At 73.1% G+C, this 24,959-nt stretch carries 24 protein-coding genes; 7 read left to right on the forward strand and 17 right to left on the reverse strand.

The window, feature by feature from the left end:
* Positions 1 to 87 precede the first annotated feature (87 nt).
* Positions 88 to 1,017, reverse strand: coding sequence for a hypothetical protein (locus IPK37_07620; protein ID QQS02194.1), 930 nt, complete (start codon positions 1,015 to 1,017; stop codon positions 88 to 90).
* A gap of 262 nt (positions 1,018 to 1,279) precedes the next feature.
* Between IPK37_07620 and IPK37_07625 the strand changes: the two genes are divergently transcribed.
* Together IPK37_07625 and IPK37_07630 are read left to right on the forward strand one after the other, a co-directional pair.
* Positions 1,280 to 1,741, forward strand: coding sequence for a pyridoxamine 5'-phosphate oxidase family protein (locus IPK37_07625; protein ID QQS02195.1), 462 nt, complete (start codon positions 1,280 to 1,282; stop codon positions 1,739 to 1,741).
* A 212-nt stretch (positions 1,742 to 1,953) separates the two neighbouring features.
* On the forward strand, positions 1,954 to 2,568 hold the full coding sequence (locus IPK37_07630) for a DNA-3-methyladenine glycosylase I (protein ID QQS02738.1): 615 nt from the start codon (positions 1,954 to 1,956) through the stop codon (positions 2,566 to 2,568).
* A gap of 33 nt (positions 2,569 to 2,601) precedes the next feature.
* Here the strand turns inward: IPK37_07630 and IPK37_07635 are convergent, their stop codons facing one another.
* The 4 genes from IPK37_07635 to IPK37_07650 form a co-directional block, all read right to left on the reverse strand.
* Positions 2,602 to 2,796, reverse strand: a complete 195-nt coding sequence (locus tag IPK37_07635) for a hypothetical protein (protein QQS02196.1) — start codon at positions 2,794 to 2,796, stop codon at positions 2,602 to 2,604.
* Positions 2,797 to 3,044: 248 nt separating this feature from the next.
* Complete coding sequence (locus tag IPK37_07640; GenBank protein QQS02197.1) at positions 3,045 to 3,719, reverse strand: hypothetical protein; 675 nt, start codon at positions 3,717 to 3,719, stop codon at positions 3,045 to 3,047.
* 161 nt (positions 3,720 to 3,880) lie between these two features.
* Positions 3,881 to 4,945 carry a glycosyltransferase family 1 protein gene (locus IPK37_07645; protein ID QQS02198.1) on the reverse strand — a complete coding sequence of 355 codons (1,065 nt, stop codon included), beginning with the start codon at positions 4,943 to 4,945 and terminating at the stop codon, positions 3,881 to 3,883.
* A gap of 141 nt (positions 4,946 to 5,086) precedes the next feature.
* A complete protein-coding gene (locus IPK37_07650) occupies positions 5,087 to 5,875 on the reverse strand; it encodes a hypothetical protein (protein QQS02199.1) in 789 nt (262 codons plus the stop codon).
* 399 nt (positions 5,876 to 6,274) lie between these two features.
* Between IPK37_07650 and IPK37_07655 the strand changes: the two genes are divergently transcribed.
* Positions 6,275 to 7,747 carry a HAMP domain-containing protein gene (locus tag IPK37_07655; protein QQS02739.1) on the forward strand — a complete coding sequence of 491 codons (1,473 nt, stop codon included), beginning with the start codon at positions 6,275 to 6,277 and terminating at the stop codon, positions 7,745 to 7,747.
* A gap of 43 nt (positions 7,748 to 7,790) precedes the next feature.
* Here IPK37_07655 and IPK37_07660 read toward each other — a convergent pair whose 3' ends face one another.
* A complete protein-coding gene (locus IPK37_07660; GenBank protein QQS02200.1) occupies positions 7,791 to 8,618 on the reverse strand; it encodes an ABC transporter permease in 828 nt (275 codons plus the stop codon).
* Between the two features lie 178 nt (positions 8,619 to 8,796).
* Entirely contained in the window at positions 8,797 to 12,003 is a 3,207-nt protein-coding gene (locus IPK37_07665) for an ATP-binding cassette domain-containing protein (protein ID QQS02201.1), read from the reverse strand.
* Positions 12,004 to 12,170: 167 nt separating this feature from the next.
* Between IPK37_07665 and IPK37_07670 the strand changes: the two genes are divergently transcribed.
* A complete protein-coding gene (locus tag IPK37_07670) occupies positions 12,171 to 12,455 on the forward strand; it encodes a hypothetical protein (protein QQS02202.1) in 285 nt (94 codons plus the stop codon).
* Between the two features lie 24 nt (positions 12,456 to 12,479).
* The gene (locus tag IPK37_07675; protein ID QQS02203.1) at positions 12,480 to 13,745 is read left to right on the forward strand and encodes a methyl-accepting chemotaxis protein; all 1,266 of its coding nucleotides are present in this window, start codon (positions 12,480 to 12,482) and stop codon (positions 13,743 to 13,745) included.
* Between the two features lie 22 nt (positions 13,746 to 13,767).
* Here the strand turns inward: IPK37_07675 and IPK37_07680 are convergent, their stop codons facing one another.
* The 3 genes from IPK37_07680 to IPK37_07690 form a co-directional block, all read right to left on the reverse strand.
* Complete coding sequence (locus IPK37_07680) at positions 13,768 to 14,658, reverse strand: D-hexose-6-phosphate mutarotase (protein ID QQS02204.1); 891 nt, start codon at positions 14,656 to 14,658, stop codon at positions 13,768 to 13,770.
* Between the two features lie 171 nt (positions 14,659 to 14,829).
* Positions 14,830 to 15,423 carry a hypothetical protein gene (locus IPK37_07685; protein QQS02205.1) on the reverse strand — a complete coding sequence of 198 codons (594 nt, stop codon included), beginning with the start codon at positions 15,421 to 15,423 and terminating at the stop codon, positions 14,830 to 14,832.
* Between the two features lie 53 nt (positions 15,424 to 15,476).
* Positions 15,477 to 16,328, reverse strand: a complete 852-nt coding sequence (locus tag IPK37_07690) for a shikimate 5-dehydrogenase (protein QQS02206.1) — start codon at positions 16,326 to 16,328, stop codon at positions 15,477 to 15,479.
* A gap of 216 nt (positions 16,329 to 16,544) precedes the next feature.
* On the opposite strand from IPK37_07690, the gene IPK37_07695 reads away from it, so the two are divergent.
* Positions 16,545 to 17,480 (forward strand): hexose kinase, encoded by a 936-nt coding sequence (locus IPK37_07695; GenBank protein QQS02207.1) that lies wholly within the window; start codon positions 16,545 to 16,547, stop codon positions 17,478 to 17,480.
* 24 nt (positions 17,481 to 17,504) lie between these two features.
* Here IPK37_07695 and IPK37_07700 read toward each other — a convergent pair whose 3' ends face one another.
* From IPK37_07700 to IPK37_07730, 7 genes are all read right to left on the reverse strand, one after another.
* Entirely contained in the window at positions 17,505 to 18,206 is a 702-nt protein-coding gene (locus IPK37_07700) for an HAD family hydrolase (GenBank protein ID QQS02208.1), read from the reverse strand.
* Between the two features lie 9 nt (positions 18,207 to 18,215).
* Positions 18,216 to 18,992, reverse strand: a complete 777-nt coding sequence (locus IPK37_07705; protein ID QQS02740.1) for an inositol monophosphatase — start codon at positions 18,990 to 18,992, stop codon at positions 18,216 to 18,218.
* Positions 18,993 to 19,360: 368 nt separating this feature from the next.
* Complete coding sequence (locus tag IPK37_07710; protein ID QQS02209.1) at positions 19,361 to 19,714, reverse strand: hypothetical protein; 354 nt, start codon at positions 19,712 to 19,714, stop codon at positions 19,361 to 19,363.
* A 173-nt stretch (positions 19,715 to 19,887) separates the two neighbouring features.
* Positions 19,888 to 20,139: a type IV toxin-antitoxin system AbiEi family antitoxin domain-containing protein gene (locus tag IPK37_07715; protein ID QQS02210.1), complete on the reverse strand. Its 252-nt coding sequence runs from the start codon at positions 20,137 to 20,139 to the stop codon at positions 19,888 to 19,890.
* Positions 20,140 to 20,468: 329 nt separating this feature from the next.
* Positions 20,469 to 21,044: a TIGR00730 family Rossman fold protein gene (locus IPK37_07720; GenBank protein QQS02211.1), complete on the reverse strand. Its 576-nt coding sequence runs from the start codon at positions 21,042 to 21,044 to the stop codon at positions 20,469 to 20,471.
* A 12-nt stretch (positions 21,045 to 21,056) separates the two neighbouring features.
* Entirely contained in the window at positions 21,057 to 21,572 is a 516-nt protein-coding gene (locus IPK37_07725; GenBank protein QQS02212.1) for a gamma carbonic anhydrase family protein, read from the reverse strand.
* Between the two features lie 14 nt (positions 21,573 to 21,586).
* Positions 21,587 to 22,195 (reverse strand): hypothetical protein, encoded by a 609-nt coding sequence (locus IPK37_07730; GenBank protein ID QQS02213.1) that lies wholly within the window; start codon positions 22,193 to 22,195, stop codon positions 21,587 to 21,589.
* 29 nt (positions 22,196 to 22,224) lie between these two features.
* Here IPK37_07730 and pepN point away from each other — a divergent pair, with 29 nt between their 5' ends.
* Positions 22,225 to 24,933, forward strand: coding sequence for an aminopeptidase N (pepN, locus tag IPK37_07735; GenBank protein QQS02214.1), 2,709 nt, complete (start codon positions 22,225 to 22,227; stop codon positions 24,931 to 24,933).
* Positions 24,934 to 24,959 lie beyond the last annotated feature (26 nt).

Below are 24,959 nucleotides of genomic sequence, written 5' to 3' on the forward strand. Positions count from 1 at the left end.
AGCCCAGCGGGTCTCCCCCGGGCTTTGGCGTGATGACTGGTTCACCGCCGGGTCGGGGGCGGCTGCGCGGGGCCCGCCGGGCCGCCGTCACCACCGCCACACCAGCCCGGCCACCCCCGGTACGACGTCGCTGAACAACACCGTCACGCACGGCGAAGTCACCAGCACCGGCGTCGACTTGGGAACCTCGCTGCGGATCGGGCGCTCGAAGCGCTCCACGGTCGTGGGCATGCGGTCGGGATGGAAGGTGACGCTGACGAGGTAGAGCGGCAGCGGACGCAGCACCCCGCGTTCCCACCGGTTCGACACCGCCGGGCGGGCGCCGGGCGTGCATTCGAACTCGATGAGCAGGCACTCGCCCTCGTCCAGCGGGTGGTCGAGCACAGCCTCCATCATCAGCAGCCGATCGTCGGGTGAGACGATCGAACGCCCCAGCGTGCAGCCCATGAGGGGCTTCACCGTTGGCGGGGTGTAGGGAACCCCGTCGGCGGCCTCCTCCTCCGGCCAGAACGAGATCGGGAACCGCTGGGTGCCGTCGCGCAGGCTGCGCACCAGCATCCGGAGCCGGTTGCGGACCTGCCGGCCCGTCGCGTCCAGCTCCACGAGATCCTGGTGCGATAACCGCTCCAGGCCGTCGTCGTACGTGAGCCCGAGGCGCTCCACCAGCTGGGCCATGACGCGGTTGGCCCCGTTCAGTTCGTAGAGACCGTCCAGGTCGTACGTCGCGGGGACCACGCGCCCCGGCAACAGCCCCATCAGGGCCCCCGGCGTCAGGTCGAGGATCTCCTCCAGCGTCTCCAACGCGGCCAACGAGGAGGCGCGTTCCGGTCGGCGTCGCCCTGAACGCCAATAACTGAGCGTGGCCACCGACAGCTGGTGCCCGCGGTCGGCAAGGGCTCGCCGGATCGCGTCCAGGCTCAAGCCCGAGGCCGTGACCGCCTCCCCGAAGGCGTGCGCGAACTCACTGGCCTGGGCTTCGGGGGCCCCTGCCAGGTTCGCCGGAGGGTTGGCGGTCATGTTTCCAGGGTATGCCGTCGGCTGACCGCGCCCGTGACGTACCTCGCCCGGCGCCGCGAGTAGCTAGGGCGCCCCAGTCGCGGCCCTGCCATGCTGACCTGGTCGGGCCCGGTGTGGCGGAGCAGTTGCGTGACTGCCCTCGCACTGGGGCGGAAGTGGTCGATGGGCGGATTGTGCCGGCGGTTGCTGCCGTTAGGCTCCGCTCAACCCTAGGCTGAGGAGAGTGCACCACCCGAGTGCGCCCTGCACGAAGGAGGTACCGGTGACCCCGTCGGAGACGACAACCCCGTCTGCCGCGACCGCGTCGTCGCCCATGGAGGTGCTCACCGAGCAGGACTGCTGGGACACGCTGCGGCGCTTGGAGTTCGGCCGGTTGGCGTATGCGGTGGACGGTCACCTCGACATGGCACCCATCAACTACGCCGTGCACAACGGGGAAATCGTCTTCCGTACGGCGGAGGGCAGCAAGCTCTCTGCCGTCCTCGTGGGCGAGGAAGTGGTCTTCGAGGTCGACGAGGTCTCCGGCGAGGAGGCCGTCAGCATCATCATGCGGGCGATCCCGCGCGAGTTCCCGCACGACGAGGCGCGCTGGGCCGACCAGATGCGGCTGCGTCCCTGGGTGTCGACAATCAAGGAGCACGTCGTCGGGCTGCGCCCCATCCAGATGAGCGGCCGCAAGTTCCACCTCTCCCGCACCTGGCTGTCCCTGCGCCCGCGCGGCTGACCCGCGCAGGCCTCCGTCCACACCCCGGCCCCGGGGCCGCCCATTCACAGCCCGCGAAGACCGCCTCGCTTCGGCGCGTCCGCGTGTGCTGAGCTGAGCCGGTGAGCAACAGCGACACTCCCGCGTCTTCCTCATCCGCGCCCCCGCCATCCGCGCCGCCCGCAGCGGCGGCAGTGGCCGAGCCCGCGGGCGTCGAGCTGGCGGGCGGCGACCTGACGGGGCCCGATCTGGCGGGGCCCGATCTGGCGGTCGACGACGACGGCCTGCCCCGGCCCGGGTGGGCCCGAACCAGCGTTCTCCTGCGGGACTACTACGACACCGAGTGGGGCATGCCGGTCCGCGACGAGCAGGGCCTCTACGAGCGGCTCTGCCTCGAGGGTTTCCAGGCGGGGCTGGCGTGGGCGACCATCCTGCGCAAGCGGCCGGCGTTTCGGGCGGCCTTCGCCGGCTTCGACCCCGATGCCGTGGCGGCCTTCGGGGACGACGACGTGGAGCGGCTGATGGGCGATGCGGGCATCGTGCGCAACCGCGCCAAGATCGAGGCCACGATCGGCAACGCCCGGGCGACGGTGGCGCTTCGACCCGACGGCGGCCTGGCGCAGCTCATCTGGTCCTTCCAGCCGGAGGATACCCCGCGGCCGCTCACGCTGGCCGACGTCCCCAGCACGTCCCCCGAATCGATCGCTCTGAGCAAGGAACTGCGCCGCCGCGGCTTCCGCTTCGTCGGGCCGACCACGATGTTCGCCCTCATGGAGGCCGTGGGCATCGTCGACACGCACCTGGTCGGGAGCCATCGTCGCGGCAGCTCCGGGGTGTGGCCGGACTAACCTGCGCCAGCCTCCGACGGGGCGCGGTCCGGGTCAGTCCTGCAGGAACGTGTCCAGCCAATTGCCGCCCTGGGGGCCCCTCGCGGAGTCCAACCCAGGGTCCTCGTCGGCCATGACCTCGGCGCGGGCCGCTCGCTCCCGCTCCCGCCGCTCGACGCGGGCGCGCCCGCTGGTGCCGGCCCGTCGTACGCCGAACCGTCGCGCGTGGGCCAGTTCGGTGGGTGACAACGGCGCGGGATCGGCCGCGGGCTCCGGCCCCGCTGCCGCCGCTGCCGGGGGCACCTCGGCGGGTCGTGCCGGCGGCGGGGCCGCGGGCGCCGTGCTCGTGGGCGTCGTGCTCGTGCGCGCGGTGTTCGTGGGCGCGGTGTTCGTGGGCGCGGGGGCGACGCGAGAGTGGGCGGCGTGGCCTGCGCCGGGTCCCGGTCGCGCAGGTTCACGACGTACCCGTCGTCGGCCCGGTCGTCACCGCCCGGGCCTTAGGTGTACTCGGCGTACAGCGCACCGTCCGGGCCACGGAAGGCGACGCTGCCGAACATCGGCTCCGGTTCCGGCTCGGGCTCGTCGGGGATGCGGTAGTCCGTCACCTCGAGGTGACCCCCGTCGACCCGCACCCAGTCGCGGGAGAGCACCGTCGTGGCCAGGTTGATCTCCCACTCCGGCAGGGCGAGCAGGTCCTCCTCCGTCAGTCGGCTGCCCGCGAGGATGGTCGCGGCCAGGTAGAGGCCGCCGCCGGTCTCCCGCGCGATGCGTACGGCGTTCGCGAGGTCGCCGCGCTGCCGGTCGCTGAGGTGGGCCAGGTCGACGCGGCGCCTGGCCAGCGGATCGATGTGGCGGACCGCCCCCATGACCTCGGGGGTGTGTGCGGCGTGCAGGTGCAGAATGAGGGCGAGTTCGCCCACCACGTCGCCGTCCTGACCCGCGCGCCACAGGATCCCGGGCGGCGCGTCGAGCCCCGCGCGCGTGCCGGGGGCTCCCCGGTCGCGAAGCCCGAACTTGGGCGGCGCCACGATGTCTCCGCTGGACAGCTGGAGCCGCAGCAGGTGCCAGGCGTAGCCGTTGGCCTCGTGCAACAGCACGATCCAGCGGGGCTGGATGCCGAGATCCACCCGATTCTTCGTGCCGACGAGGATGCTCGCGGTGACCGCGCTCACGACGTTCCTCCAGATCCGACCGCATGTGTGACGCCACACGGCGTACCTGCAGGATACGTGCCGGACGCGCGCCGGCCCAGCGCCGTCCCGGGGACTCGCGCCGTCGCCTCCCCAGCCCGCGTCCTGCGCAGGCGCAGATCAGGCCCAGTTCAGAGCCGAGATCAGGCCCCGAACCACTCCGTGGTCTTGGCGACGATGGCCTTCTCGAAGTCGTCGTCGTTGTGGGCCGCGCGGATCCAGTCGGCGAACGAGCCGCCCTCGACGAGCCGGTCGAGCTCGGCGCGGCAGGCGTCCGGCTCGCTGACCGCACGCAGCAGCATCCGCTCGGCGGTGGCGGAGTCGCCGTAGAGGAACGGGTAGCCCTGCGGCACCAGCGCGTGCGCCCACGGCCGGTCCGGGAAGATGCCCACGGCTCCGGCGAGCAGGGCCTCGACGTACTCCAGGCCGTAGGACTCCTCGGCCGCGGTCGCGAGGAACGCGGTGGTCCGCGCGAGCGCGTCCCAGTAGGCCTCGCGAGTCGAGGTGAGCGGGCCGACCCAGGCGTACTTCTTTAGCGACAGGTTCATCGCCAGGTCGCTGACCAGGTGCGATTCGTGCAGGCGTGCCTCGACGCGGACCGGGGTCTTCCGGGCCACGCGGTCGACGATGTCCATGAACTTCTCCGGCTGTTTGCGGGAGTCCATGGTGATGGCGGGGTACAGGATGACCGGCACGTCGGTGGCGACGCGCGGCTGGACGCGCTCGACGTGGACGCCGAGGTTGACCCACGCGATCTTCGCCTTCTCGGCGAGCGGCGGGATCGTCCACTTGCGGACGACCTCGCGCACCTCGGCGGCCGTGCGGGCCGAGTTGCAGAACGTCGGGAACATCGCGAACGACAGGCCCATGGCGGCGAAGTTGACGCGGTGGTGGTAGACGGAGGGGTTCTTCCACTCGAAGTTCATGAGCTTGGGCTCGGCCCCGGAGCTGTGCAGCGTCTGCCACACCGCGATGGAGTCGATGACGTCCATGTTGATGACCAGGGTGTTCTCGGCGTCGATGAAGCTCAGCGGCATCATGTCGAAGCCCTGGCAGCGACGGGTGTGCGACCCGATGAGGATGGGGTCGGGGAACAGGCGCAGCAGGCGCCGGATCAGCGTCACGCCCGCCGACTGCCCCAGCAGCTCGCCGCGCTCATCGACGACGGGTTCCTGCTCGAACGCGCCGTACTTGACCGCCACCTTCATCACTGCGCCTCCTGCCCAGGGGAATCGGCCGACGCCGCGGCCGGTACCTCCTTAGATAACCACCGCGACCCCCCTCGCGACGTGGCTTTGGTCCCGTGTTCCGCGCCTCTTCGTGCGGGCGCGGCCCCGCAACCTCCCTGGTCAGGCGTCCAAGAGCCGGCGCACCCCCCAGGCGGCGGCGAGGCCGCCGAGCACCGCGAGCGGCCACGCTCCGGGCCGGAACTCCTCGCCGAGCAGGAGCAGGCCGACGGCGCTGGGCAGCAGGGTCGCCAGGAGGTAGTCGGCGCCCAGGGCAGCGACCGAGGAGCCGCGCGCCAGCCCGCGGGTAAGCGCCCACTGGCCCAGGACGATCCCCGCGGGAATGAGCAGCGCGACGGGCCACAGGCTCGCCGGCCAGGCCCAGAACCGCACCACCTGGACCGGCTCCAGGCCCGTCCCGACCAGCACCCGAGCCGCCACGGCGCCCACCCCGAACGCCGTCCCGGCGAGGGCGCCGAGCAGTCCGGGACGACCGGCCACCGGGGTTGCGGCGGCGCAGAACGCGAGCAGCGCCCACAACAGGACGACGACCTCGGACCGTACGTCGTGTGCCGGGCCGGGCACGACCGCGGCGGCGATGCCGGCGATTCCCGCGGTCACGGCCACCACCGCGGCGCCCGTGCGCCGGTCCAGGGCCCGCACGCCGCTGAGGTGCTCGAGCACCGCGGTGACCGCGAGCGCTCCGGCGATGGCCGCCTGGACGAGCAGGAGCGGCAGGGTGGTTCGGGAGATCAGCGACAGCGCGAAGCCGGCGCCCTGCAACGCCGTACCGGCCCACCACGCGCGCGAGGCGAGGGGCGATCCGGGTCCGCGGGCCCCGGCGGCCAACCGCAGGCCGGACCAGCCGTACGCCATCACGGCGCCGACCAGCGCGACGACGGCGAGGGGCACGGCCGAAGGCTATCGCGGGGGCGGGGGAATGGCCGTTCACCGCAGAGCCGTGAACCCCATCACCAAAACCGCTAAAGGCCTCAATATCTCGGGATGGCAGTCGATTTGCACCTCGGTACGGGCGGGCGAACGACCGCCGACCGCCATCCGGGCGGGACACACCGCGCAGGTGCTCCCCGCGTCGGCATCGAGCACACGAGGGGACATCAGCATGGGGACGCCCACTGCCGCGGCCGAGCACGGAGCTCGAAGCGATCAGGAACGCTGGTCGGTCGGTTGAACGTACGCACCAAGATTCTCGGGATCGGCGTGCTCGGGATCGTCGGCCTCCTGGTGCTGGGCGGGGTGAACCTGTGGAGCCTGTCCCGACTAGGAGCGGCCCGGGCCGAGGTGCACAACATGTCCGTCATCGAGAAAGCGGCGACCGACCTCACGTACCAGATGGCCAGCCTCAACGGATGGAAGAACCTCACGGCGGTCGACGTCCACGTGAACGGCGCCCCCGCCGCGATGGCGGATGACGCGAACGCCCGGAAGAACTACCTGACCCGGCACGCGGCGGCCCAGAAGAAGCTCGACGCCTTCCCCACCGACGGACTGTCGGACAAGGGTCGGGCCTACCTCGCCGAAATGCGCCAGAACTTCGACGCCTTCGTCAAGGTCAGCGACCAGATGGCCGTGGCGTACCGGCAGAACTCCGCCACCGGCCTGAAGGCCGGCGACACCCTGGTCATGAACGACTCGATCAAGGTGGCCACCGCCCTGGTCACCGTCGCCAACCAGCTCACCGTCGCCGCTGACGACCGGCTGACCCAGGCCGAGCAGGCCGCCGACGAGGCCGAGCGGGACGCCCGCGTGGCGCTCATCGCCTCGGTGCTCATCATCGGCGCCGCGCTGCTGGTCCTGTCCGTGGTGATCACCCGCGGCATCCTGCGCGCCGTGACCGCCGTCCAGCGCTCCGTCGTCGCGATGGGCCAGGACGACCTCACGGTCCCGTGCGAGGTGGATTCCGCCGACGAGCTCGGCACGATGGCGCAGGCCGTGGAGCGCAGCCGCCAGCGGGTCCGGGACGTGTTCGCCAAGGTGGCCAGCGCCGCGTCGGCGGTCTCGACGGAGGCGACCGACCTGCAGTCCCAGTCGCAGCAGATGAAGGGCAACGCCGAGAATGGCTCCACCCGGGCCCACGCCATCGCCGACACGGCCCAGAACGTGGCCCGCTCGGTGCAGACGGTGGCCGCGGGCACCGAGGAGATGACGGCGTCGATTCGGGAGATCGCGAAGAACGCGAACGACGCGGCGGGTGTCGCCGCCAGCGCGGTGCAGGTGGCCGATCAGACCAACGCGACGGTGGCCAAGCTGGGCGAGTCCAGCGCGCAGATCGGTGATGTGATCAAGTCGATCACGAGCATCGCCGAGCAGACGAACCTGTTGGCGCTGAACGCGACGATCGAGGCGGCCCGGGCCGGTGAGGCGGGTAAGGGCTTCGCGGTGGTGGCCAATGAGGTTAAGGACCTGGCCCAGGAGACGGCCAAGGCGACCGAGGACATCAGCCACCGGGTGGAGCAGATTCAGGTCGACACCGAGGCCGCGGTGACCGCGATTGCGGAGATCAGTGGCATCATCGCCCGGATCAACGACACCCAGTCCACGATCGCCTCGGCCGTGGAGGAGCAGACCGCCACGACGAACGAGATGGGCCGCAACGTCCAGGAGGTGGCCACCGGCGCCGACGACATCGCGTCGACCATCGGCAAGTCCGCCGAGGGCTACAGCGAGACGATCCGGCTCACGTCCGGCACGGTGGACTCCGCGGGCGACGTGCGCAGCCGCGCCGAGGAACTCGCCGCCCTGGTGGCCCAGTTCAAGTACTGACCCACTCCCCGCGCACGGACGTCCTGGCCCCGACGGGAGACCGTCAGGACAGGACGTCCTTGCGTCGGAACAGCAGGTACGCCGCCGCCACCGTGACCAGGAAGTAGAGCAGCGACCACAACGCGCCGCGCTGCAGGTCGCGCCACGCGATCTCGGTGTTGAGCGCCTGGAACCAGGTGCGCGCGTAGGCCATCGGCAGCCCGTGCCGCAGATCCCCCAGCGCGTCGATGCTCTGCAGGATCGTGGAGACGATCGTGGTGAGCACCGCGCTCCCGGCGGCCGCCAGCGGCGAGTCGGTGCGCGTCCCCACCAGGAACGCGATGCCGATGACCTGCAGGAGCGTCACGGCGATCGAGCCCACGCCCAGCGCCAGGCGGGGCAGCAGCTCGGGCCAGTCGAGGGCCAGCCCGCCGGTCGAGGTGTAGGGGGCCCAGCCGTACGCCAGGCCGCCGACCAGCAACGACCACCCGACGTACAGCAGGACCGCCGCGAGCGTGCAGCCGATCGCGACGACGAGCTTGCTGGTCAGGAGGCGGCCGCGGGGTACGGGCGCGGCGAGCAGGTAGCGCAGCGAGGACCACGAGGCTTCCGACGGCAGCGTGTCGCCGGCGAAGAGCGCGGCGATCACCACCAGGAGGAAGTCCGCGGCGGCGAACAGCGCGAACACAGTGAAGTTGGCCGATCCGTGCTGCGCGAGGTCGACGAGTCGGCCGGTGCCCGTGGTGGGCGGGCCGGAGCTGTCCCGGGTGCCGATCCAGAACGCCGCCACGAGGATCGGCGGCAACGCGAGCAGCAGTCCGTAGGACCACAGCGTGCGCCGTCGGCCCACCTGCCGGCGCAGCTCGACGTGCCAGGCCAGCGGCCGGTTCATCGTGACCTCCCCCACATGCTCGTCACCATGGTTGCGGTTGGTGTTGGTGCCGTCGCAACCGTGGTTGCGGTTGGAGTCGGTGCCGACGCAACCGTGGTTGCGGTTGGTGTTGGTGCCGTCGCAACCGTGGTTGCGGCTGGTCGTACCGTTGTTGCGGCCGCCTGCGCCGGATTCGCCCTCATCGGGGCCGGATCTTCCGCGCGGCCTCGAGATCGTCCGCCGCGATGACGCCCAGGAAGACCTCCTCCAGGTGGCGACGCCCCGAGAACGCCACGACGCGACCGCCCGCCGCCAGCACGGCCCGGGCCACGTCCGCGCGGTCGTCACCGGCGTGGATGACGAGGCGGGGGGTGCCGTCGACGATCTCGGACCGTACGTCGTGCAGGGCGCGCAGCCCAGACCCCGCCCTCCGCGCGGCCCACCGGGCACCGAAGGGCGCGGATGCCGAGTCGCCGGCGCGCAGCCGCGCCGCGACCCGTTCCGCGTCGGCGAGGTCACCGTCGAGGTCGACGACCGTGGTGTCGGCGCTCTCGACCAGCTCGGGCACGGAGCCGGTGAGGACGACCCGCCCGCGATGCATCACCACGACGTGGGAGCAGGTCATCTCCACCTCGGCCAGCAGGTGGCTGGAGACCACCACGGTGCGGCCCGCCTCGGCGTACCGGCGCAGGATCGGCCGCATCGCCGCGATCTGCGGCGGGTCGAGGCCGTTGGTGGGCTCGTCCAGCAGCAGGACCTCGGGCATCCCGAGCATCGCCTGGGCGATGCCGAGCCGCTGGCGCATGCCCTGGCTGTAGGCCTTGACCGGCCGCTCGACGGCGTCCCCGAGCGCGGCGACCTCCAGGGCCTCCTCGAAGCGCGCCTCCTCGCGAGGCCGGCCGGTCGCCGCCCAGTAGGCCTCCAGGTTCGCGCGGCCGGACAGGTGCGGCAGGAACCCCGGGCCCTCGACCAGGGCGCCGATGCCCGCGAGGGCCGGGGACCCCGCGTGGACGAGCCGGCCGTGGACGTAGACCTCGCCGGAGTCGGGGGTGATGAGGCCAAGGATCATCCGGATCGTGGTGGTCTTGCCGGCGCCATTGGGGCCCAGCAGGCCGACGACCTGACCCTGGCCGGCCTCCCACGACACGTCATCGACGGCGCGGTGGCCGTCGGCGTACGTCTTGACCAGGTGCGCGACCGACAGCGGCACGGCGGCCAGGTCCGCCCGGCCGTGGGCGACGTCGCCGCGCCGGCGCCGGACGGCCGCCACGGCGCCGGCTACGGCCAGCCCGAGCAGCAGCACCCCGAGCGCCACGAGAAGCCCGGTCGTCTCGCGATCGGCCTCCGGGGCCGGCTCGACCGCGGTCGGGAGGGTGGGCAGTAGCACGCCGCCGCCCGCGAGGCGCACCCCGTAGACGCGCGCGTCGGTGGGGGTCGCGTACGCCGAATCGGTCGCCGACACGAGCACCCGCCAGGTCGTGCCCTGGTCGAGCGCGTACGTGCCCGCGGGCAGGGCCATCTCGACCGTGGTCGGTACGCCGGGGGTCGTCGCCACCCGGACCGGGCTGATCTGCCGGCGCGGCGAGGTCGGCACCCCCGAGGCCACCTTCCACCACGACACGAACAGGGTGGCGTCGGTCGCGGAGGAGGTCACGGTGAGGCGGACGCGGGGCGAGCCCACTACGGTCACAGCGGCCGGGACGCCGACGGTGTCGAAGGCGACGCTCTGGCCGGGCAGCGCGGCGAGGCGGTACGCGGCGTTGCCGAGGCCGTCCGCCCCCGCGGGGCCGGCGCCGGGGATGGCGCTCGTCGCTGCGGGGTCGCCGCCGGGTGGGGAGAGCAGCGCCGCCGACTGCTTCGGGTCGGCGAAGGCGAGCTCGACGGGGCTCGTCGTCGGCGCGTCCGGGCGCAGTCCCGGATAGGTCGGCACGGACACCTCCCGGGCCGGTGCCCCCCGGGCGTACGCCGGTGCCGCGTAGGCGAATCCCGGTTCCGGGAGGGGGCGGGCACGCCGCGCAGCGGCCGGTTCGTCTCCGCGCAGGTAGGTGTCGAACCATCGGGTGGACAGTGACGCCGGGTCGCTCGCCGGCTGCCCGCCCGCCGTGGCTGCGCTGGCAGCGCCCGCGGCGGGGGTGCCGGCGGCTCCCGTCCCGCCGCCCTGGGGCGCGGCGTCGGACAGGGCGCCGCCGTCGTGCCCGCCCTCCATCCAGCGCACGGCGACGGGCGTCCCGTTCGCCGCGATCTGCCGGGCGTTCGCCTCGGCCTGGTCGGCCGGGAACAGCGAGTCGCTCATGCCCTGCAGCAGGAGCGTGGGGGCCGTGATCTTGCCGTTGGTCAGGGCCGGGCCGCGCCGGTGCAGCTCGGCAATCAGGGGATCGGAGGGCTTGCCGGTCTGGGCCGCCTCCAGGAACAGGCGGCAGATCGTCGCGTCGAAACGACCACAGGTGGGCACCGCCGTCACCGAGCCGCCCCCAGCGCTGGGCGCCGGTCCCCGGGTCGCGGTCGCGGGGGCCCCCGTGCCGGCAGCCACGGACGGCGCTGCGGACGCCGGCGCGGACGGCGCCGTGCCGCCCGGCGCGGTCCCCGCCGTCCCGCCCGCCGCCGTGGGCGCCGTCCCGCCCGCCGCCGCGCTGGCGAGGGCGCCGGAGAAGAACTGCGAGGCCCAGCGGCGCTTGAACGGGCCCGGGGCGCCCGGACTGGTCCCGCCCCCGCCGCCGGGGGCCAGTTCGCCCGCGGGCAGCTGCGCGGCGGCGAAGTCCGGGAAGAAGGCGTCGGCCAGGTCGTTCCACGTGATGGCCGCGGCGAGGGCGTCGAGCCGCGAGTCGAGCCCACCGGCAACGAGGGTGGCGGCCCCGCCGTACGATCCGCCGGTCATCCCCACCCGCGGGTCGCCGGGGGCGTCGAGCTGTACGTCGGGGCGGGCCGCGATCACGTCGATGAGGTGCCGCACGTCCTCGCCCCCCAGGGCGGGATCCATGAGGTGGATGCGGCCGCCCGAGGCGCCGAATCCGCGCGCCGTGTAGGCCACGGCGAGGTACCCGTGCCCGGCGAGCGTCCGGGCGGCGCCGTCGGCATCCGTGCGGGAGCCGCCGAAGCCGTGGGCGAGCAGGACTGCCGGGTGGCGGCCCTGTGCACGCGGGAGGTAAAAGGCGACGTCCAGGCTGACGGGAGTCCCGTCGGGTTCGGCGCCCACCGGGACCTTCACCAGCTCCGGCGGGCCATCGACCGGGTCGGTCGCGGCCCGCTCTGCGCGACCAGCCACCGCAACGCCCGCGTGGGCTGCGGCCACCGAAGCGGTCGCGGCGTCCGGCGCGGCGATGGCCGACGCCGCGAGCGCGGCCGCGCCGAGACCCGCCGCGAGCACCCGGCGTACCGGCGAAACCCGCCGCCGCCGTGATCCGTTCATCGTCGCCTCGACCTCCTGACGGGTCAGCCTACGGGGGCGTGCCCGCCGCCGGCGTGGGGCGGGAGGCGGGCCGCGAAACGCTCACCTGGAGCGACTCCGGGTCGATGGGGCGGCGACGTGTCACCGCGTCCCGCTAACGCGGCGAGCCCTGAGCAGCAAGGACTCCCATGAGTATTCGAGCACGCCTGACGTTCGGGTCCCTCACCCGGAAAGCCGTCGCACCCGCCGTGGTGCTCCTGTTGGCCGTTCTCGGCGGGAGCGTGTTCGCGCTCACGCTGCTCGGCACCATCAAGGGTGTCGGGGAGGCGCAGCAGCAGGCCATGACGTACGTCGTGGAGCTGGAGGGCGTGGCGGTCAACGCCAAGGCCATCGCCAACGACGAGCGCGGCTTCCTGCTCGCCGGCGACAAGTCGTTCACCGACGAGGTCACGGCCCGGCGCGCCAAGGTCTAGGCCGGTCTCGACAAGGCCGCGACCATGGCGAACGACGATGCGGAACGCGCCTCGCTGGCCACCGTCCGCAGCGGACTCACCGCCTGGGACAAGGCTCTCGACGCGGAGTTCGCGCAGTTCGCGAGCGATCGCGCGGCCGCCGTCAAGGTGTCGCTGACGACCAACCGCGACCTGCGCAAGAGCTACGAAACGGCCCTCAACGGCGCGATCGCCGCCAAGGTGGCGGAGAACGCCCGGGACAACGACCTGACCGCGGTCGCCGACCGGAGCCGCCTCCTGATCGCGGTGTTCTCCCTGCTGGCGACCGTCGTCGCCATCGGGCTGGTCGCTGTGGTGGCACGGGACATCAAGCGGACCTCCACCACCGTCGTACGTCATCTCCAGCGGCTTCACGACGGCGATCTCACCGCGTTCGAGCCGATCGCGGCGCGCGACGAATTGGGGCAGATCGACCGGCAGGTGGCCGATGTCGTCGCCGGGCAACGCGAGACCGTGGGACAGATGCAGTCCTTGGCGACGTCGCTGGCGACCCAGTCCAACCAGCTGCTCGGCATCTCTGGGACCATCTCCCGGAACTCCGCGGGCACGTCCACCAAGGCCGCCACCCTGTCCTCGTCCGCCGACGCCGTCCGGGGCAACGTGCACACGGTGTCCGCAGGGGCGGAGGAGATGGGCGCCTCGATCCGGGCCATCGCCGAGAACGCGGCCGCAGCGGCTCGGGTGGCCGGGGACGCCGTCACGATCACCGGCGAGACCACCGACCTCGTCGAGCGGCTGGGCACCTCCTCTGCGGAGATCGGCGACGTGGTCAAGGTGATCACCTCGATCGCGGAACAGACGAACCTGCTCGCGCTCAACGCCACGATCGAGGCGGCTCGGGCGGGCGAGGTCGGCAAGGGCTTCGCCGTCGTCGCCAACGAGGTCAAGGAGCTGGCCCAGGAGACCTCCAAGGCCACGGAGAGCATCATCGCTCGGGTGGGCGCGATCCAGACCGACACGGGACAGGCGACGGCCGCGATGGCCCGGATCGGATCGGTCATCCGGGAGATCAGCGACTACCAGACGGCCGTGGCCTCAGCGGTGGAGGAGCAGTCCGCGACGACCTCCGAGCTTGCCCTGTGTTCGACGCAGGCCGCTCGCAGCACGGAGGAGATCGCCGGCTCCATCGGCGACGTCGCCACCTCGTCGTCGGCGACCGCGACGGCCGCCGACGAGACGAACACCTCGGCGCAGGAGCTGCAGCGCATGAGCGAGCGCATGGCGCAGCTCGTGGGTGGGTTCCGGCTGTAGGTCCCGCTTCGCCGCTTGGCGGCTAGGCCTTCTGCACCGCGACGTGCTGGCGCATCGTGTGGTCCTGCCCGGCCGGCACGGTGAGCGCGGCGCGTAACGCGTTGGCGGTCTCGACGCACACCATCTGGCGCCACTCGTCGTCGCCGAGGTCGGCGAGGTTCGCGGCCTTGGCCTGCCAGGGGTTCCACAGCACGGTGGAGCCCGAGCCCTCCTTCGACACGGTGATCGTGCGTCCGGCCCCCGGGTCCAGGATCGTCGCGACGCCCTCGTGGGCGTACACCCGGTCCGTCTCCCGCGTGAACGACACCTGGCCGGACTGGGCGTTGACCGCTCGGCCGCCCGGGGCCTTGTCGGCGTACCGGCTGCCGTCCAGCCCGTCGATCTTGACCTGGGCGATGTCGGAGACGCGGAAGTACGTGTGGATGGCCTCCTCCAGGTCGAGGTCCGCGGCGCCGGCGCGGATGGTCAGCGCCAGGTCGAGTTCCCGACCGAACGTGACGGTGTAGGTGGCCGTGAGGTCGGTCGGCTCGCCGGTGCCTGCCGCGGCTGCGGCGGCCCCGTCCAGGGTGAAGGTCAACGTAACCATGCCGTCGTCGTCCCGGGCGTCGGCCAGCTCCCAGACGCTGGTGCGGAAGAAGCCGTGCGCGGGCTCCTTGTCCTTGTTGCGGCCGGGCCCGAACCACGGGGCGCACAGCGGGGCGCCGCCGCGGATGGGGGCGCCCGACTCGAAACGGCTCTGGGCGGAGAGAAAGAGGACCGGCTGCTCGCCGGCGGGCGTCCAGTCGGTGACGGTGGCGCCGAGGAGGTACACCTCACCGGAACACAGGGGCGTCGAGACCCGGACGCAGGGCAGGCCGCCGGTGCCGTCGATCGTGGTCACCGAGGGCGGCAGGGGCAACGTCGATGAGGGCATGGCACCGACGGTAACCGCTGCCGCGCGGCATGCCGAGCAGGCTTCGTCCGGGCGAAAGGTCGTGTCCCGCTGATTGATTCACCATCCGCGGGCGGCTGTGCGGCTCCGTCGCGTCCGCCGCGAGCCAGTGCCGACGGGCCGGCGGTCATGAGCGCATCGGCCTCGAGGGCGCTAGGAGTAGGGCTCGTCGTCGTAGATCGTGGGCAGCTCGCCGGTGTCGTGGTCGGTCGCCGGGTCGGGCAGGCGACTGATCTCGCGGTCCGAGGCGGCCCACACGACGTACCGTCCGGCTCCCACCGGCCGCGCCATCACGAGCTGGGGTGCCTCCTGACGGTCGCTGTCGCCGAAGATCCAGCACCGTTCGCCCTCGGTGATCGGCCGTGGCGTCGCCCGGCGCCGCCAGCTCCAGACCGCGCCCGTGGCGTCGCGGACCTCGACGCAGGACCGCGTGGGGGTGCGGACGATGGTGGCGGCGATGGGGTGGCCGAGGCCGACGAGGTCCGCGGCGGCGGCCCGACGTGCGTGGACGGCCAGGCCGAGCCAGACCGCGATGCCGAGGCAGACCACCACCCAGATCGTCGGCGGGGCGTCCCGCAGCACCGAGTGCAGGATCCCGACGCCCACGGCGATGCCCATCCCGGCGGACCCCGCCGCGACCACCCGGAAGCGGGTGCGGGTCCGCACCTCCCGCCGAAGCTGCCGAGCCGCCTCCTCCCCGCGGCTCAGGTCCGCGTCGGAGCCGACGGTCGGGTTGCGGCGCGGCATCGGCGGTACGGCGAGTCGGCGACGACCCACCCCACCCACGACTGGCCTGCCGATCACTGACTCTGGGAGAACGCCCTCGCCCGGGCGATCTGATCCGGGCTCAGCGCCACGCCGGTGTACAGCGTGAACTGCTCCGCGGCCTGCAGGGCGGCGACCTCGCCGCCGTGGATGACCGCGCGGCCGAGCTCCCGCGCCCGGCGGACCAGCGGCGTCTCGGCCGGCAGGTGCACCACGTCGAAGACCACCGCGGCGGCGGCGATCGCCTCGTCGGGGACGGGGATCCGGTCGGCGTCCGGCCCGCCGGCCATCCCGAACGGCGTCGCGTTGAGGATGAGGCCCGGGCGCAGGTCGCCCAACTCGGGGGCGTGCGCGGCGCCGTACTTCGCGGCCAACGCCGGCCCCGTCGCGGGGTTGCGGGCCACCACCGTGATCTGGTCGAAGCCCTGGTCGCGCACCGCCGCGACGGCGGCCTTGGCCATCCCCCCGCTCCCGAGGACCGCCGCCGGCAGGCCGGTGTCGACCTCGTGGTCCCGCAGCAGCAGACGCAGGGCCGTGTAGTCGGTGTTGTAGGCCGTCAGGTGTCCGGCGTCGTTCACGATGGTGTTCACGGACTCGATGGCCGCCGCCGAGGGATCCATCTCGTCGACGAGCGGGATGACGTCCTCCTTCCACGGCATCGAGACGGCGCAGCCCCGAATGCCCAGGGCGCGGATCCCCGCGACGGCCGCGGCGATGTCGGTGGTGGTGAACGCTTTGTAGAGGTAGTCCAGGCCCAGCTCATCGTACAGGAAGTTGTGGAACCTGGTGCCGGCGTTGCCGGGCCGACCCGACAAGGACATGCACACGAGGGTGTCCTTCGAGATCGTTTCCTTAGACAGCGGGCGCGCGCTGACGGTGCTCGACATGGCCCCATGGTGGCACCTGAAGCCGCCCCTCGGGGGGTGGCACCGGCCGAAGCCCGCCGACCGGGCCGCGCCTCGCCCAGGCTTTGACGGCGTTGGGCGACCTCCGCAACACTTGCGTAGACTTCTGGCGATGTATCGCCACGCGGCGTGCCAACCGGCGGCCTCGGGGCGTCTCAGCGCGACAACCGGCAGCGCCGCCGAGCTCGGGGAGACCGCATGATCTTGACCGTCACGCCCAGTGCGGTGTTGGACATCGTCTACGAGCTCGATCGGCTCGTCCCCGGCGCCGCGCACCGGGTGCGCAGCGTGCGCGCCCGCGCCGGCGGCAAGGGCGTCAACGTCTCCTCGGTCCTCATGGCGATGGGGTACCCCACGCTGGCGACGGGTTTTGCCGGCGGGCCCCCCGGCCAGACCGTGCTCGCCGATCTCACCGACCGCGGCGTGCCGCACCTCTTCACCGAGATCATCGGCCCCAGCCGACGCAACGTCACGATGCACACCGACGACGGCGTGGTGACGCTGTTCAACGAACCCAGCCCGAAGGTGTCCGGGACCGCCTGGGAGCAGCTGCGGATGTCGCTGGAGCCGCTGCTCGCCGGGCCGGCCACGGCGCTGGTCCTGTCGGGAAAGATGCCGGCCGGCGCGCCCTCCGACGCCTGCGTGCGCATCATCGACCTGGCCCACCACCACCAGGTCCCGGTCGTGATCGACGCTGCCGACCAGGTCCTGCTCGGCGCCTTGCACTGCCGCCCCCGCATCGTCAAGCCCAACCGCGCCGAGCTCGACGCGGTCTGCCCGGGCCGAGGAATCGTCGAGGCGGCGCGGGAGCTGCAACGGCACGGGGCCAGGGACGTCGTGGTCACGTTGGGGCCCGAGGGTCTCTTGGTGGTACCCGCCGAGGGTCGGGTCCTGCGCTGCTACCTGCCGGCTCACATCGAGGGCGACTCGACCGGCTCGGGCGACGCGGTCTCGGCGGCGCTGGCCACCGGCATCGCCGACGAACCGTGGGACGAGCTGGCCCGGCGCGCCATCGCCTGGTCCGGGGCGTCGGTGCGGCAGCGGGTGACGGGGTACGTCGACCCGGTGGATGTCGCGGAGCTGGAGCCGCAGGTCGTCGTGGAGTACGTCGACGGGGAGCTCGGCGCCGCCTAACGGCCTGTGTGAGCTCGGCGCCGCCTAACGTCCTGCCGGGAAGCCGGCGCAGCGCAGCACCAGGTCCAGGCCGTGCACGGGGCCGTGGGTGCGGGGCAGCAGCAGCGTACGGATCCCCAGCCCCGCCGCGCCGGCATCGTCGCGCCAGGAGTCGCCCACCATCAGGGTGTTCTCCGCCTGCACGACGAGCTGGGCCAGCGCGTGCTCGAAGATCTCGGGGTCGGGCTTGGCGTAGCCCACCTGGTAGGACATCACCACCGCGTCGACCGCCGCCCTGATCCCGGAGGCGTCCAGCACCGGGCCGAGGTCGATCCCGACGTTGGAGAGCACGGCCGTGCGGATCCCGGCGGCGCGCAGGGCCCGCAGGGTCGGCAGGGCGTCGTCGTACGGCACCCACTGGTCGAGCATCGTGGCGTAGAGGGCGTCGTACAGCGCCTGCTCGCCGTGCGGCTGCCGGGCGAGGGTCGCGTCCCAGACCTGGCGGTGCACGGCGGGGTCGTAGTCGCGCCGGTTGTCCGGGTCGACGGTCCGGCTGTTCTCCCAGATGCGGTGCAGGTACGCCGTGAGCTCGCGGGCCCCCTCGGCGCCCAGGCCGCCCGGCGCCTCGTCGGCGGGGGCGCCCGGACGGCCGGCGTGCCGCCATGCGGCGGCCAGCCACGCCCGGGCGTCCCCCTGGTCGACGAGCGTGGAGTGGAAGTCGAACAGGACTGCGCGGATCTCGGTCACGACGGCTCCTCAGCGGTTCAGCAGGTCGGCCACGAGCGGGGCCACGACGTCGGCGACCGCCGGGCTGGCGGCGGCCAGCAGGCCCGTGCGGCGGTAGACCGACGGCACGAGTCGGGTGCCGTCCGCACGGCGTACGACTCCGCCGGTCTCCTCGACGAACAGCGAGCCCGGGGCGTGATCCCACGGCAGGGTGTTGCTGTAGAGCAGCGCGTCGCAGCGGCCGGTGGCCAGCCAGGGGTAGTCCACGCCGCAGGACCAGGCGGTCGGTCCGAGCGTCACCCCGCGGTGGGCGCCCTCGTCGGTGGGCCGGCTGGTGAGGACGCGCAGCGCGGCGGGGTCGATGTCCGCGGGGTCGCGGGGGCCGGGCCAGGCCGGGCCGAGGCGACGGCCGTTCTCGAAGGCGCCCGCGCCGCGCTCCGCGACGTACGCCGTCGCCAGCTCGGGCTGCCAGATCCAGGCGCGGGCGGTCTCGCTGGCGCGCAGCTCGGCCATCATCACGGCGTACGCGGGTCTGCCGTGCACGAAGTTCTTGGTCCCGTCGACGGGATCGACGGTGAAGGCGTGGTCCGCCTCGGCGAGCCGGTCCAGCAGCGTGGGGTCGACGCTGGCGGCCTCCTCCCCGACGACGAGGACGTGCGGGTCGTCGGCGAGCAGGGCCGCGGTGAGCAGCTCCTCGGCCTCGTGGTCGGCGACGGTGACGAGGTCACCGGGGCGCTTCTCCATGATCTGGCCGGTGGTGAGGGCCCGGAAGCGGGGGGTGATGACCTTGGCGGCGACGTCCTGCATGAGGTCGAGTACGGCCTGGGTGTCCACGGCTTCACGCTCCCACACGACGTACGGGTTGGTGGCCCCGACCCCCTCGCGGTGAGGCTTACACGGCGTACCGCTTGGCGGTCCCGGCCCCCTCGCCGCCCCGCTCCCGCCCGCTCCGATCGGTGACTTCGGGGTGCCCTGAGGCGTCAGCGCACCGATCGGAGCGCGCGGACGGCGCAACCCGGGCGCCGAAAACCGTGCGGCCGGCCCCGCCAGCCGCGCACCGCGAGGATCTGAGCCAGATCGGCGGCGAGGGCGCAGACGCGGAGCCTGACGTCGACCCAGCCCGGGCGGATCGTGAGCCACCCGTCGGTCGCGGCCTTGATGTCCTTGGTGGCGTCTCAGCGTTGCGCAGCCCATCCCGCGTGCCCGGCGCGGCCGTCGATCTCGACCCGAACCCGCTGGGCGTCGTACTCGACGTCCACGATCCGCAGGCCCCACCGCGCGTCGGGCACCTGACGGCGGCCGGCCGGCAGGCCGTGGGCGGCCTCGACATCGCGGGCGAACCGCAGCTCGGCGGCACTGTCGATGCCGGAGTCGTCCAGCAGTTCGCGCAGGTCGGCAGCGTGGCGATGCCGGCCGCGCCGATCCAGGCACTCCACCAGGAGCTCGCTCGTCGTGAGCTCGAGCCGCAGCGCCTTGGCGACCCAGCTCACGGCCCCGTCGCGATCCGTCGTCCCGGCGAGGTCGAGCACCGTGTCCACAGTGCTGGTCCGCGCCGGGACCGACCCGCGCTGGAGACGTGCGGCGTAGTCCGTGACCCGGTGAAGGCGGACCCCAGCGGGGATGGTGATCCGACGGGTCTCAGGGACGCAGACGTGGTGGGGCTCCCTGCGCCCGTAGCTTGCGCGACCGTCGTCCAGGCCGATCAGCCGCGCGGCGCTGAGTAGCCCAGCGCGGCCGGCTCCCCGCAGGCGAGCAGCGCCGCGGTCGCCGCCGCCTGCCAGTCGGTGCGGCCGGGTCGGGTCTGGTAGACGCCGCGGTACGGCGACTCCCACCGTCCCGACCGCACCGCCGCCCGGAGGGAGTCCGGGGTGATGCCCGCGGCCAGGCACTGGGCAGTGGTCAGCAGGCCCGATTGGTGCCCGGCCCGGCGCAGGAGTGGTTCCGGAAGCTGCATGCCCCCACCGTGCCGGGATCGCGGCCCGGTCTGGTGACTATCCACAGGACTAACGGGTTATCCACAGGACAAGCGTGGCGCGTGATGGATTCCGGGGTGCTCGGGGGCCGGTGCCGCGGAGGCAGTGCCCCCGCCCTCGTTCGCCCGCTCCGATCGGTGACTTTGGGGTGCGCTGAGGCGTCAGCGCACCGATCGGAGCGGCTCGGGGAGGGGCCTGAGGCGTCAGCGCACCGATCGTAGCGCGCGAGGTGGCGACGCGGGGGCGAGCCGCGTGGGCAACACGCGGGGGCGAGCCGCGTGGGCAAGCCGCGGGGGCAACACGCGCTCCCTCAGGTGCGCTCTTGCCACTTCGTCGTCGTCACGGGCTCCCAGCGGGCCAGCCGGTCGAGCAGCGCGCCGACATCCGAATCCGCGTCGTACAGCGTCAGGTTCGCCTCGCGCACGAAGCCCGCCGCGACCGCTTGCTCGAAGAAGCGCAGCAGCGGGGCGTAATAGCCCGCCACGTCCAGGAAGCCCACGCCCTTGCGGTGCAGCCCCAGCTGGCTCCAGGTCAGGATCTCCAGCACCTCCTCGAACGTCCCGAACCCGCCGGGCAGCGCCAGGAACGCGTCGGCTCGCTCCGCCATCAGCGCCTTGCGGGCGTGCATCGACGGCACCACGTGCAGCTCCGTCAGCCCCCGGTGGTCGACCTCCACCCCCATCAGGTGCTCGGGGATCACGCCGACCACCTCCCCGCCGGCCGCCAGCGCCGCGTCCGCGACGGCGCCCATGAGGCCCACGCTGCCCGCGCCGTACACGAGCGTCAGCCCCCGTCGCGCGAGTTCGGTGCCGGTCGCGCGGGCGGCGGCGAGGTACGCCGGGTCGGCACCCTCACTTGAGCCGCAGAACACGCAGACGCTCTTCATCGGCGCGCCCCCTCAGACCGGGCGGACGGCCGCGTGCCGGCGGGCGAGCTCGCGGTAGTGCGCCGCCGAGGACGCGCCGTGCCCAGCCTGGTCGTCGGACAGCTCGCGGACCACTTTTCCCGGCACCCCCATGACCATCGAGCGCGGCGGGATGACGGCGTCCTCGGTGACCAACGCCCCGGCCGCGACGATGCTGCCGGCGCCCACGACGGCACGGTTGAGCACGCGGGCGCCGATCCCGATAAGGACGCCGTCCTCGATCGTGCAGCCGTGCAGCATCGCCATGTGCCCGACGGTGACGTCGCGGCCCACCCGCAGGTGCAGGCCCGGATCGGTGTGCATGACGGTGCCGTCCTGAATGTTCGACCCGGCGCCGATGGTGATGGTGTCCATGTCGCCGCGGGCGAGCACGCCGTACCAGACGCTCGCCCCCTCCTCCAGCACCACCGAGCCGATCAGCGTCGCGCTCTCGGCGACGAAGGCGGAGTCGGCGACGGACGGGACGCGGTCCTCGATGGCGAGCAGCATGGCGCCGAGCCTAGTCAGGCGGGCGGCGCGGGTCGTGCGTCGGGAGGGCCGTCGGGCTTCGCTGGTACGTCGGGCTCCGCTGGTACGCCGTGTGCCGCTGGGGCCTCCGGCCCTGCGGGTACGCCGGGGCGGCCGGCCGCCAGCGCCGCGTCGTACCGGCGGTAGCGCCGCCGCCCCACGGCTGCCGAGATCAGCAGCGCAGTCGCGAGCAGCAGGTTGGCGTAGGCGAGCGGCAGCTTGTCGCCGAATAGTCGCGGGATCAGCCCCATGAGGGCCGTGACCGACCAGCCCAGCGCGAACCAGCGTTGGATCGAGTCGTTGGCCCGCGCCGCCTGGAGGGAGGCTACCGTCTCCGGCCGGCCACGACCGCTAGCCCGTCGCCGGGCCAGCGCGAGCACCACCAGGCTCGTCACAAGTATCAGTGCGCCCATCGCGACCGCGAACCCGAAGCCCAGTCCGGGCATGTCATGCCAGCTCACGACCACGATGAGCGGAGTGAAGACCCATGCGAACGCCAGCAAGCATGCCGTCTCGCCGCGCGTCAGCCTGGCCGCCGCCAGGGCCCGACGCTGGGTAGGCGTCGGTTCCGGGGGCTGCGCTGTCTGCATCGCGCGGCCGATCATGCCCAGACCGTAACTCCGCAGCTCACCCTATGCCTAGCGGTTCTGACCACCCCGATCCGGGGAAACCCGGGGCGGCGTTCCCGGACCGCCGTTACGGTCGAAGGGTGACCACGAATCTGACTCGGGCAGAAGCGCGGCGACGCACTGACCAGCTCACCCTCGACGTCTGCGAGGTCGAACTCGACCTCGCCGGGGCCACGGACCCCGGCCAGGCCATGTTCCCGACCCGCACGACCCTCACTCTCACCACCAGCGCACCGGACACATTCCTCGACTTCATCGGGGAGTCCGTGGACGCCCTCGACGTCGACGGGCAGCCCAGGCCCATCGCGTACGACGGGGCCCGCCTGCAGCTCACCGGCCTGCCGGTGGGCCGGCCCACAACCGTGACTGTTCGGGCCACCGCAAGGTACTCGCGATCCGGCGAGGGGCTGCACCGCTACGTCGACCCGGTGGACGGCCAGACCTACCTCTATACGCACTGCGAGCCGTCCGACGCCCGGCGCTACTTCGTGAACATCGAGCAGCCCGACCTCAAGGCCCGCTACACCGTCATCGTCACGGGCCGGGCCGACTGGCAGATCCTCGCCAACCAGCCCGAAGAGGCTCGGGAGCCCGCGGGCCGAGACGCCGCCGGCGACGAGCTGGTCCGCGTCCGGTTCGCGCAGACCCCGCCGCTCTCGACGTACCTGCTCTGCGTCGCCGCCGGCCCCTACCGGCGCTGGGAGGACTCCTGGACCGGGCACATGCCGGACGGGACCGTACTCACCGTCCCGCTCGCTGCGCTCTGCCGCGCCAGCCTGGCCAGCACGTTCGACCCCGAGCGGGTGCTCGGCCTCACGAAGACCGGGCTCGATCACTTCAACGCGGAGCTGCAGATCCCGTATCCGTGGGGCAAGTACGACTCGATCTTCGTGCCGGAGTACAACATCGGCGCCATGGAGAACCCAGGCCTGGTCACGTTCAACGACGCCCTCACGGTCTTCCAGTCGGGCGCGACCCGCAGCGACCACGAGCGCCGCGCGACCACGATCATGCACGAGATGAGCCACATGTGGTTCGGCGACCTGGTGACCCCGGCCTGGTGGGATGACCTGTGGCTCAAGGAGAGCCTGGCCGACTACCTGGGCACCGCGGCCACGGCGCAGGCCAGCGAATACACCGACGCCTGGACCGCGTTCTGCGCGCGCCGCAAGGCCTGGGCCCACCGCGCGGACCAGCTGCCGACGACGCACCCGATCGTCGCGGACATCCCCGACGTCGAGGCGGCCAAGCAGAACTTCGACGGCATCACCTACGCCAAGGGCGCCGCGGTGATCAAGCAGCTCGTCGCGTACGTCGGCAGGGAGGCCTTCCTGGCCGGGGTCCGTCCCTACTTCGCGAAGCATGCCTACGGCAGCGCCACGCTGGGCGACCTGTTCACCGAGCTGGAGGCGGCCAGCGGACGCGACCTCCAGGGCTGGTCGGAGGCGTGGCTGCAGACCTCGGGGGTCGCCACGCTGACCCCGCGCCTCACGCTCGCGTCGGACGGGACGGTGGCCGGCCTGGAGGTGCTTCAAGACGGCCGCGACGAGGTCACCGGGACCGAACTCATGCGGCCGCACCGGATCACGGTCGGACTGTACGGCGAGCGGCCCGGCGGCCCCGCGGGTGAGCTGGCCCGGCTCGCGGCGTACGGTCTCGACCTCACCGGCGCCCGCACCGCAGTCCCGGACGCGATCGGCGCCCCCGCCCCCGCGCTCGTCGTCGTCGACGACGAGGACCTGACCTACGCGAAGGTGCGCCTCGACGAGGCCGGGCGCCGGGTCGCGCTGACGCGCCTGACGGACGTCTCCACGTCGCTGACCCGCGCCGTCCTGTGGGCCGCGTTGTGGAACGACTGCCGGGACGCTCGGCTCTCGGCCGCGGAGTACCTGCCCAGCGTCCTGGCGCAGGCCCGCCGCGAACCGGAGGTGGCGCTCGTCGCCACGGCGCTGGAGCAGGCGGTGACGGCGGCCTCGCAGTTCGTGCCCGACGGTCCGGCGCGCGAGGCCGAGCTGTGCCGGGTCGTCGAGGCGGCGTGGGCGGCGATGAATGACCGCAGCCGCGGCGCGGACCACCAGCTGGCGTGGGCGCGGGCGTTCGCGAGCGCGGCGCTGGGGTGCGCGGCGCGGGCGGAGGAGGTACGCCGGGTGCTGGCCGGGGACCTGGTCGTCGAGGGGCTGGCCCTCGGGCCGCAGCTGCGCTGGCAGCTGCTGCGGGGATTGGTCGCGACCGGGCACGCCGACGAGGCCGACCTGGACCGCGAGCGCGCCGGGGAAGCCACCTCGCTGTCGCCCGTGCGGCACCTCGCGGCGCGGCTCAGCATGCCCACGGCGGCGGCGAAGGCGGCGGCCTGGCAGGCCCTGCTCACTGAGCCTGCGCTGACGAACGACCTGGTCAGCGCCAACGCGGACGGGTTCTCGACGCCCGGGCAGGGGGCGCTGCGGACGCCGTACGTCGAGCCGTACTTCGCCGCGCTCGAGCGCATCTGGGCCGCCCGCAGCCAGGAGCTGGCGCAACGGGTCGTGAAGGGACTCTTCCCGGCGGAGGTCCCGGCCGGGTCGGGGGTGGAGGTGCCCGCGCTGGCCGGCGACTGGCTCGCGGCGCACCCGGACGCGCCCGGCGCGCTGCGTCGTACCCTCATCGAGCTGCGCGACGATGCGCTGCGCGCCGAGCGGGCCCAGGGGGCGTACGCCGCCGGGGCCCCGCGGGCTTAGCGACCTCGAGCCTGGTCGGCTGGCGG

Origin of the sequence: Austwickia sp., from assembly GCA_016699675.1 — a bacterium.
In the GTDB taxonomy this organism is placed as follows: domain Bacteria; phylum Actinomycetota; class Actinomycetes; order Actinomycetales; family Dermatophilaceae; genus Austwickia.

Bases quoted from the DNA above. Each gene is read 5' to 3' on its own strand.
- IPK37_07715 (QQS02210.1), bottom strand. From the start codon at position 20,139: ATGCAGCTTCCGGAACCACTCCTGCGCCGGGCCGGGCACCAATCGGGC.
- IPK37_07725 (QQS02212.1), bottom strand. From the start codon at position 21,572: ATGCTGCTCGCCATCGAGGACCGCGTCCCGTCCGTCGCCGACTCCGCC.
- IPK37_07695 (QQS02207.1), top strand. From the start codon at position 16,545: ATGATCTTGACCGTCACGCCCAGTGCGGTGTTGGACATCGTCTACGAG.
- IPK37_07670 (QQS02202.1), top strand. From the start codon at position 12,171: ATGAGTATTCGAGCACGCCTGACGTTCGGGTCCCTCACCCGGAAAGCC.
- IPK37_07645 (QQS02198.1), bottom strand. From the start codon at position 4,945: ATGAAGGTGGCGGTCAAGTACGGCGCGTTCGAGCAGGAACCCGTCGTC.
- IPK37_07720 (QQS02211.1), bottom strand. From the start codon at position 21,044: ATGAAGAGCGTCTGCGTGTTCTGCGGCTCAAGTGAGGGTGCCGACCCG.
- IPK37_07685 (QQS02205.1), bottom strand. From the start codon at position 15,423: ATGCCGCGCCGCAACCCGACCGTCGGCTCCGACGCGGACCTGAGCCGC.
- IPK37_07620 (QQS02194.1), bottom strand. From the start codon at position 1,017: ATGACCGCCAACCCTCCGGCGAACCTGGCAGGGGCCCCCGAAGCCCAG.
- IPK37_07675 (QQS02203.1), top strand. From the start codon at position 12,480: ATGGCGAACGACGATGCGGAACGCGCCTCGCTGGCCACCGTCCGCAGC.
- IPK37_07660 (QQS02200.1), bottom strand. From the start codon at position 8,618: ATGAACCGGCCGCTGGCCTGGCACGTCGAGCTGCGCCGGCAGGTGGGC.
- IPK37_07705 (QQS02740.1), bottom strand. From the start codon at position 18,992: ATGCAGGACGTCGCCGCCAAGGTCATCACCCCCCGCTTCCGGGCCCTC.
- IPK37_07655 (QQS02739.1), top strand. From the start codon at position 6,275: ATGTCCGTCATCGAGAAAGCGGCGACCGACCTCACGTACCAGATGGCC.
- IPK37_07680 (QQS02204.1), bottom strand. From the start codon at position 14,658: ATGCCCTCATCGACGTTGCCCCTGCCGCCCTCGGTGACCACGATCGAC.
- pepN (QQS02214.1), top strand. From the start codon at position 22,225: ATGCCTAGCGGTTCTGACCACCCCGATCCGGGGAAACCCGGGGCGGCG.
- IPK37_07665 (QQS02201.1), bottom strand. From the start codon at position 12,003: ATGAACGGATCACGGCGGCGGCGGGTTTCGCCGGTACGCCGGGTGCTC.
- IPK37_07690 (QQS02206.1), bottom strand. From the start codon at position 16,328: ATGTCGAGCACCGTCAGCGCGCGCCCGCTGTCTAAGGAAACGATCTCG.
- IPK37_07730 (QQS02213.1), bottom strand. From the start codon at position 22,195: ATGATCGGCCGCGCGATGCAGACAGCGCAGCCCCCGGAACCGACGCCT.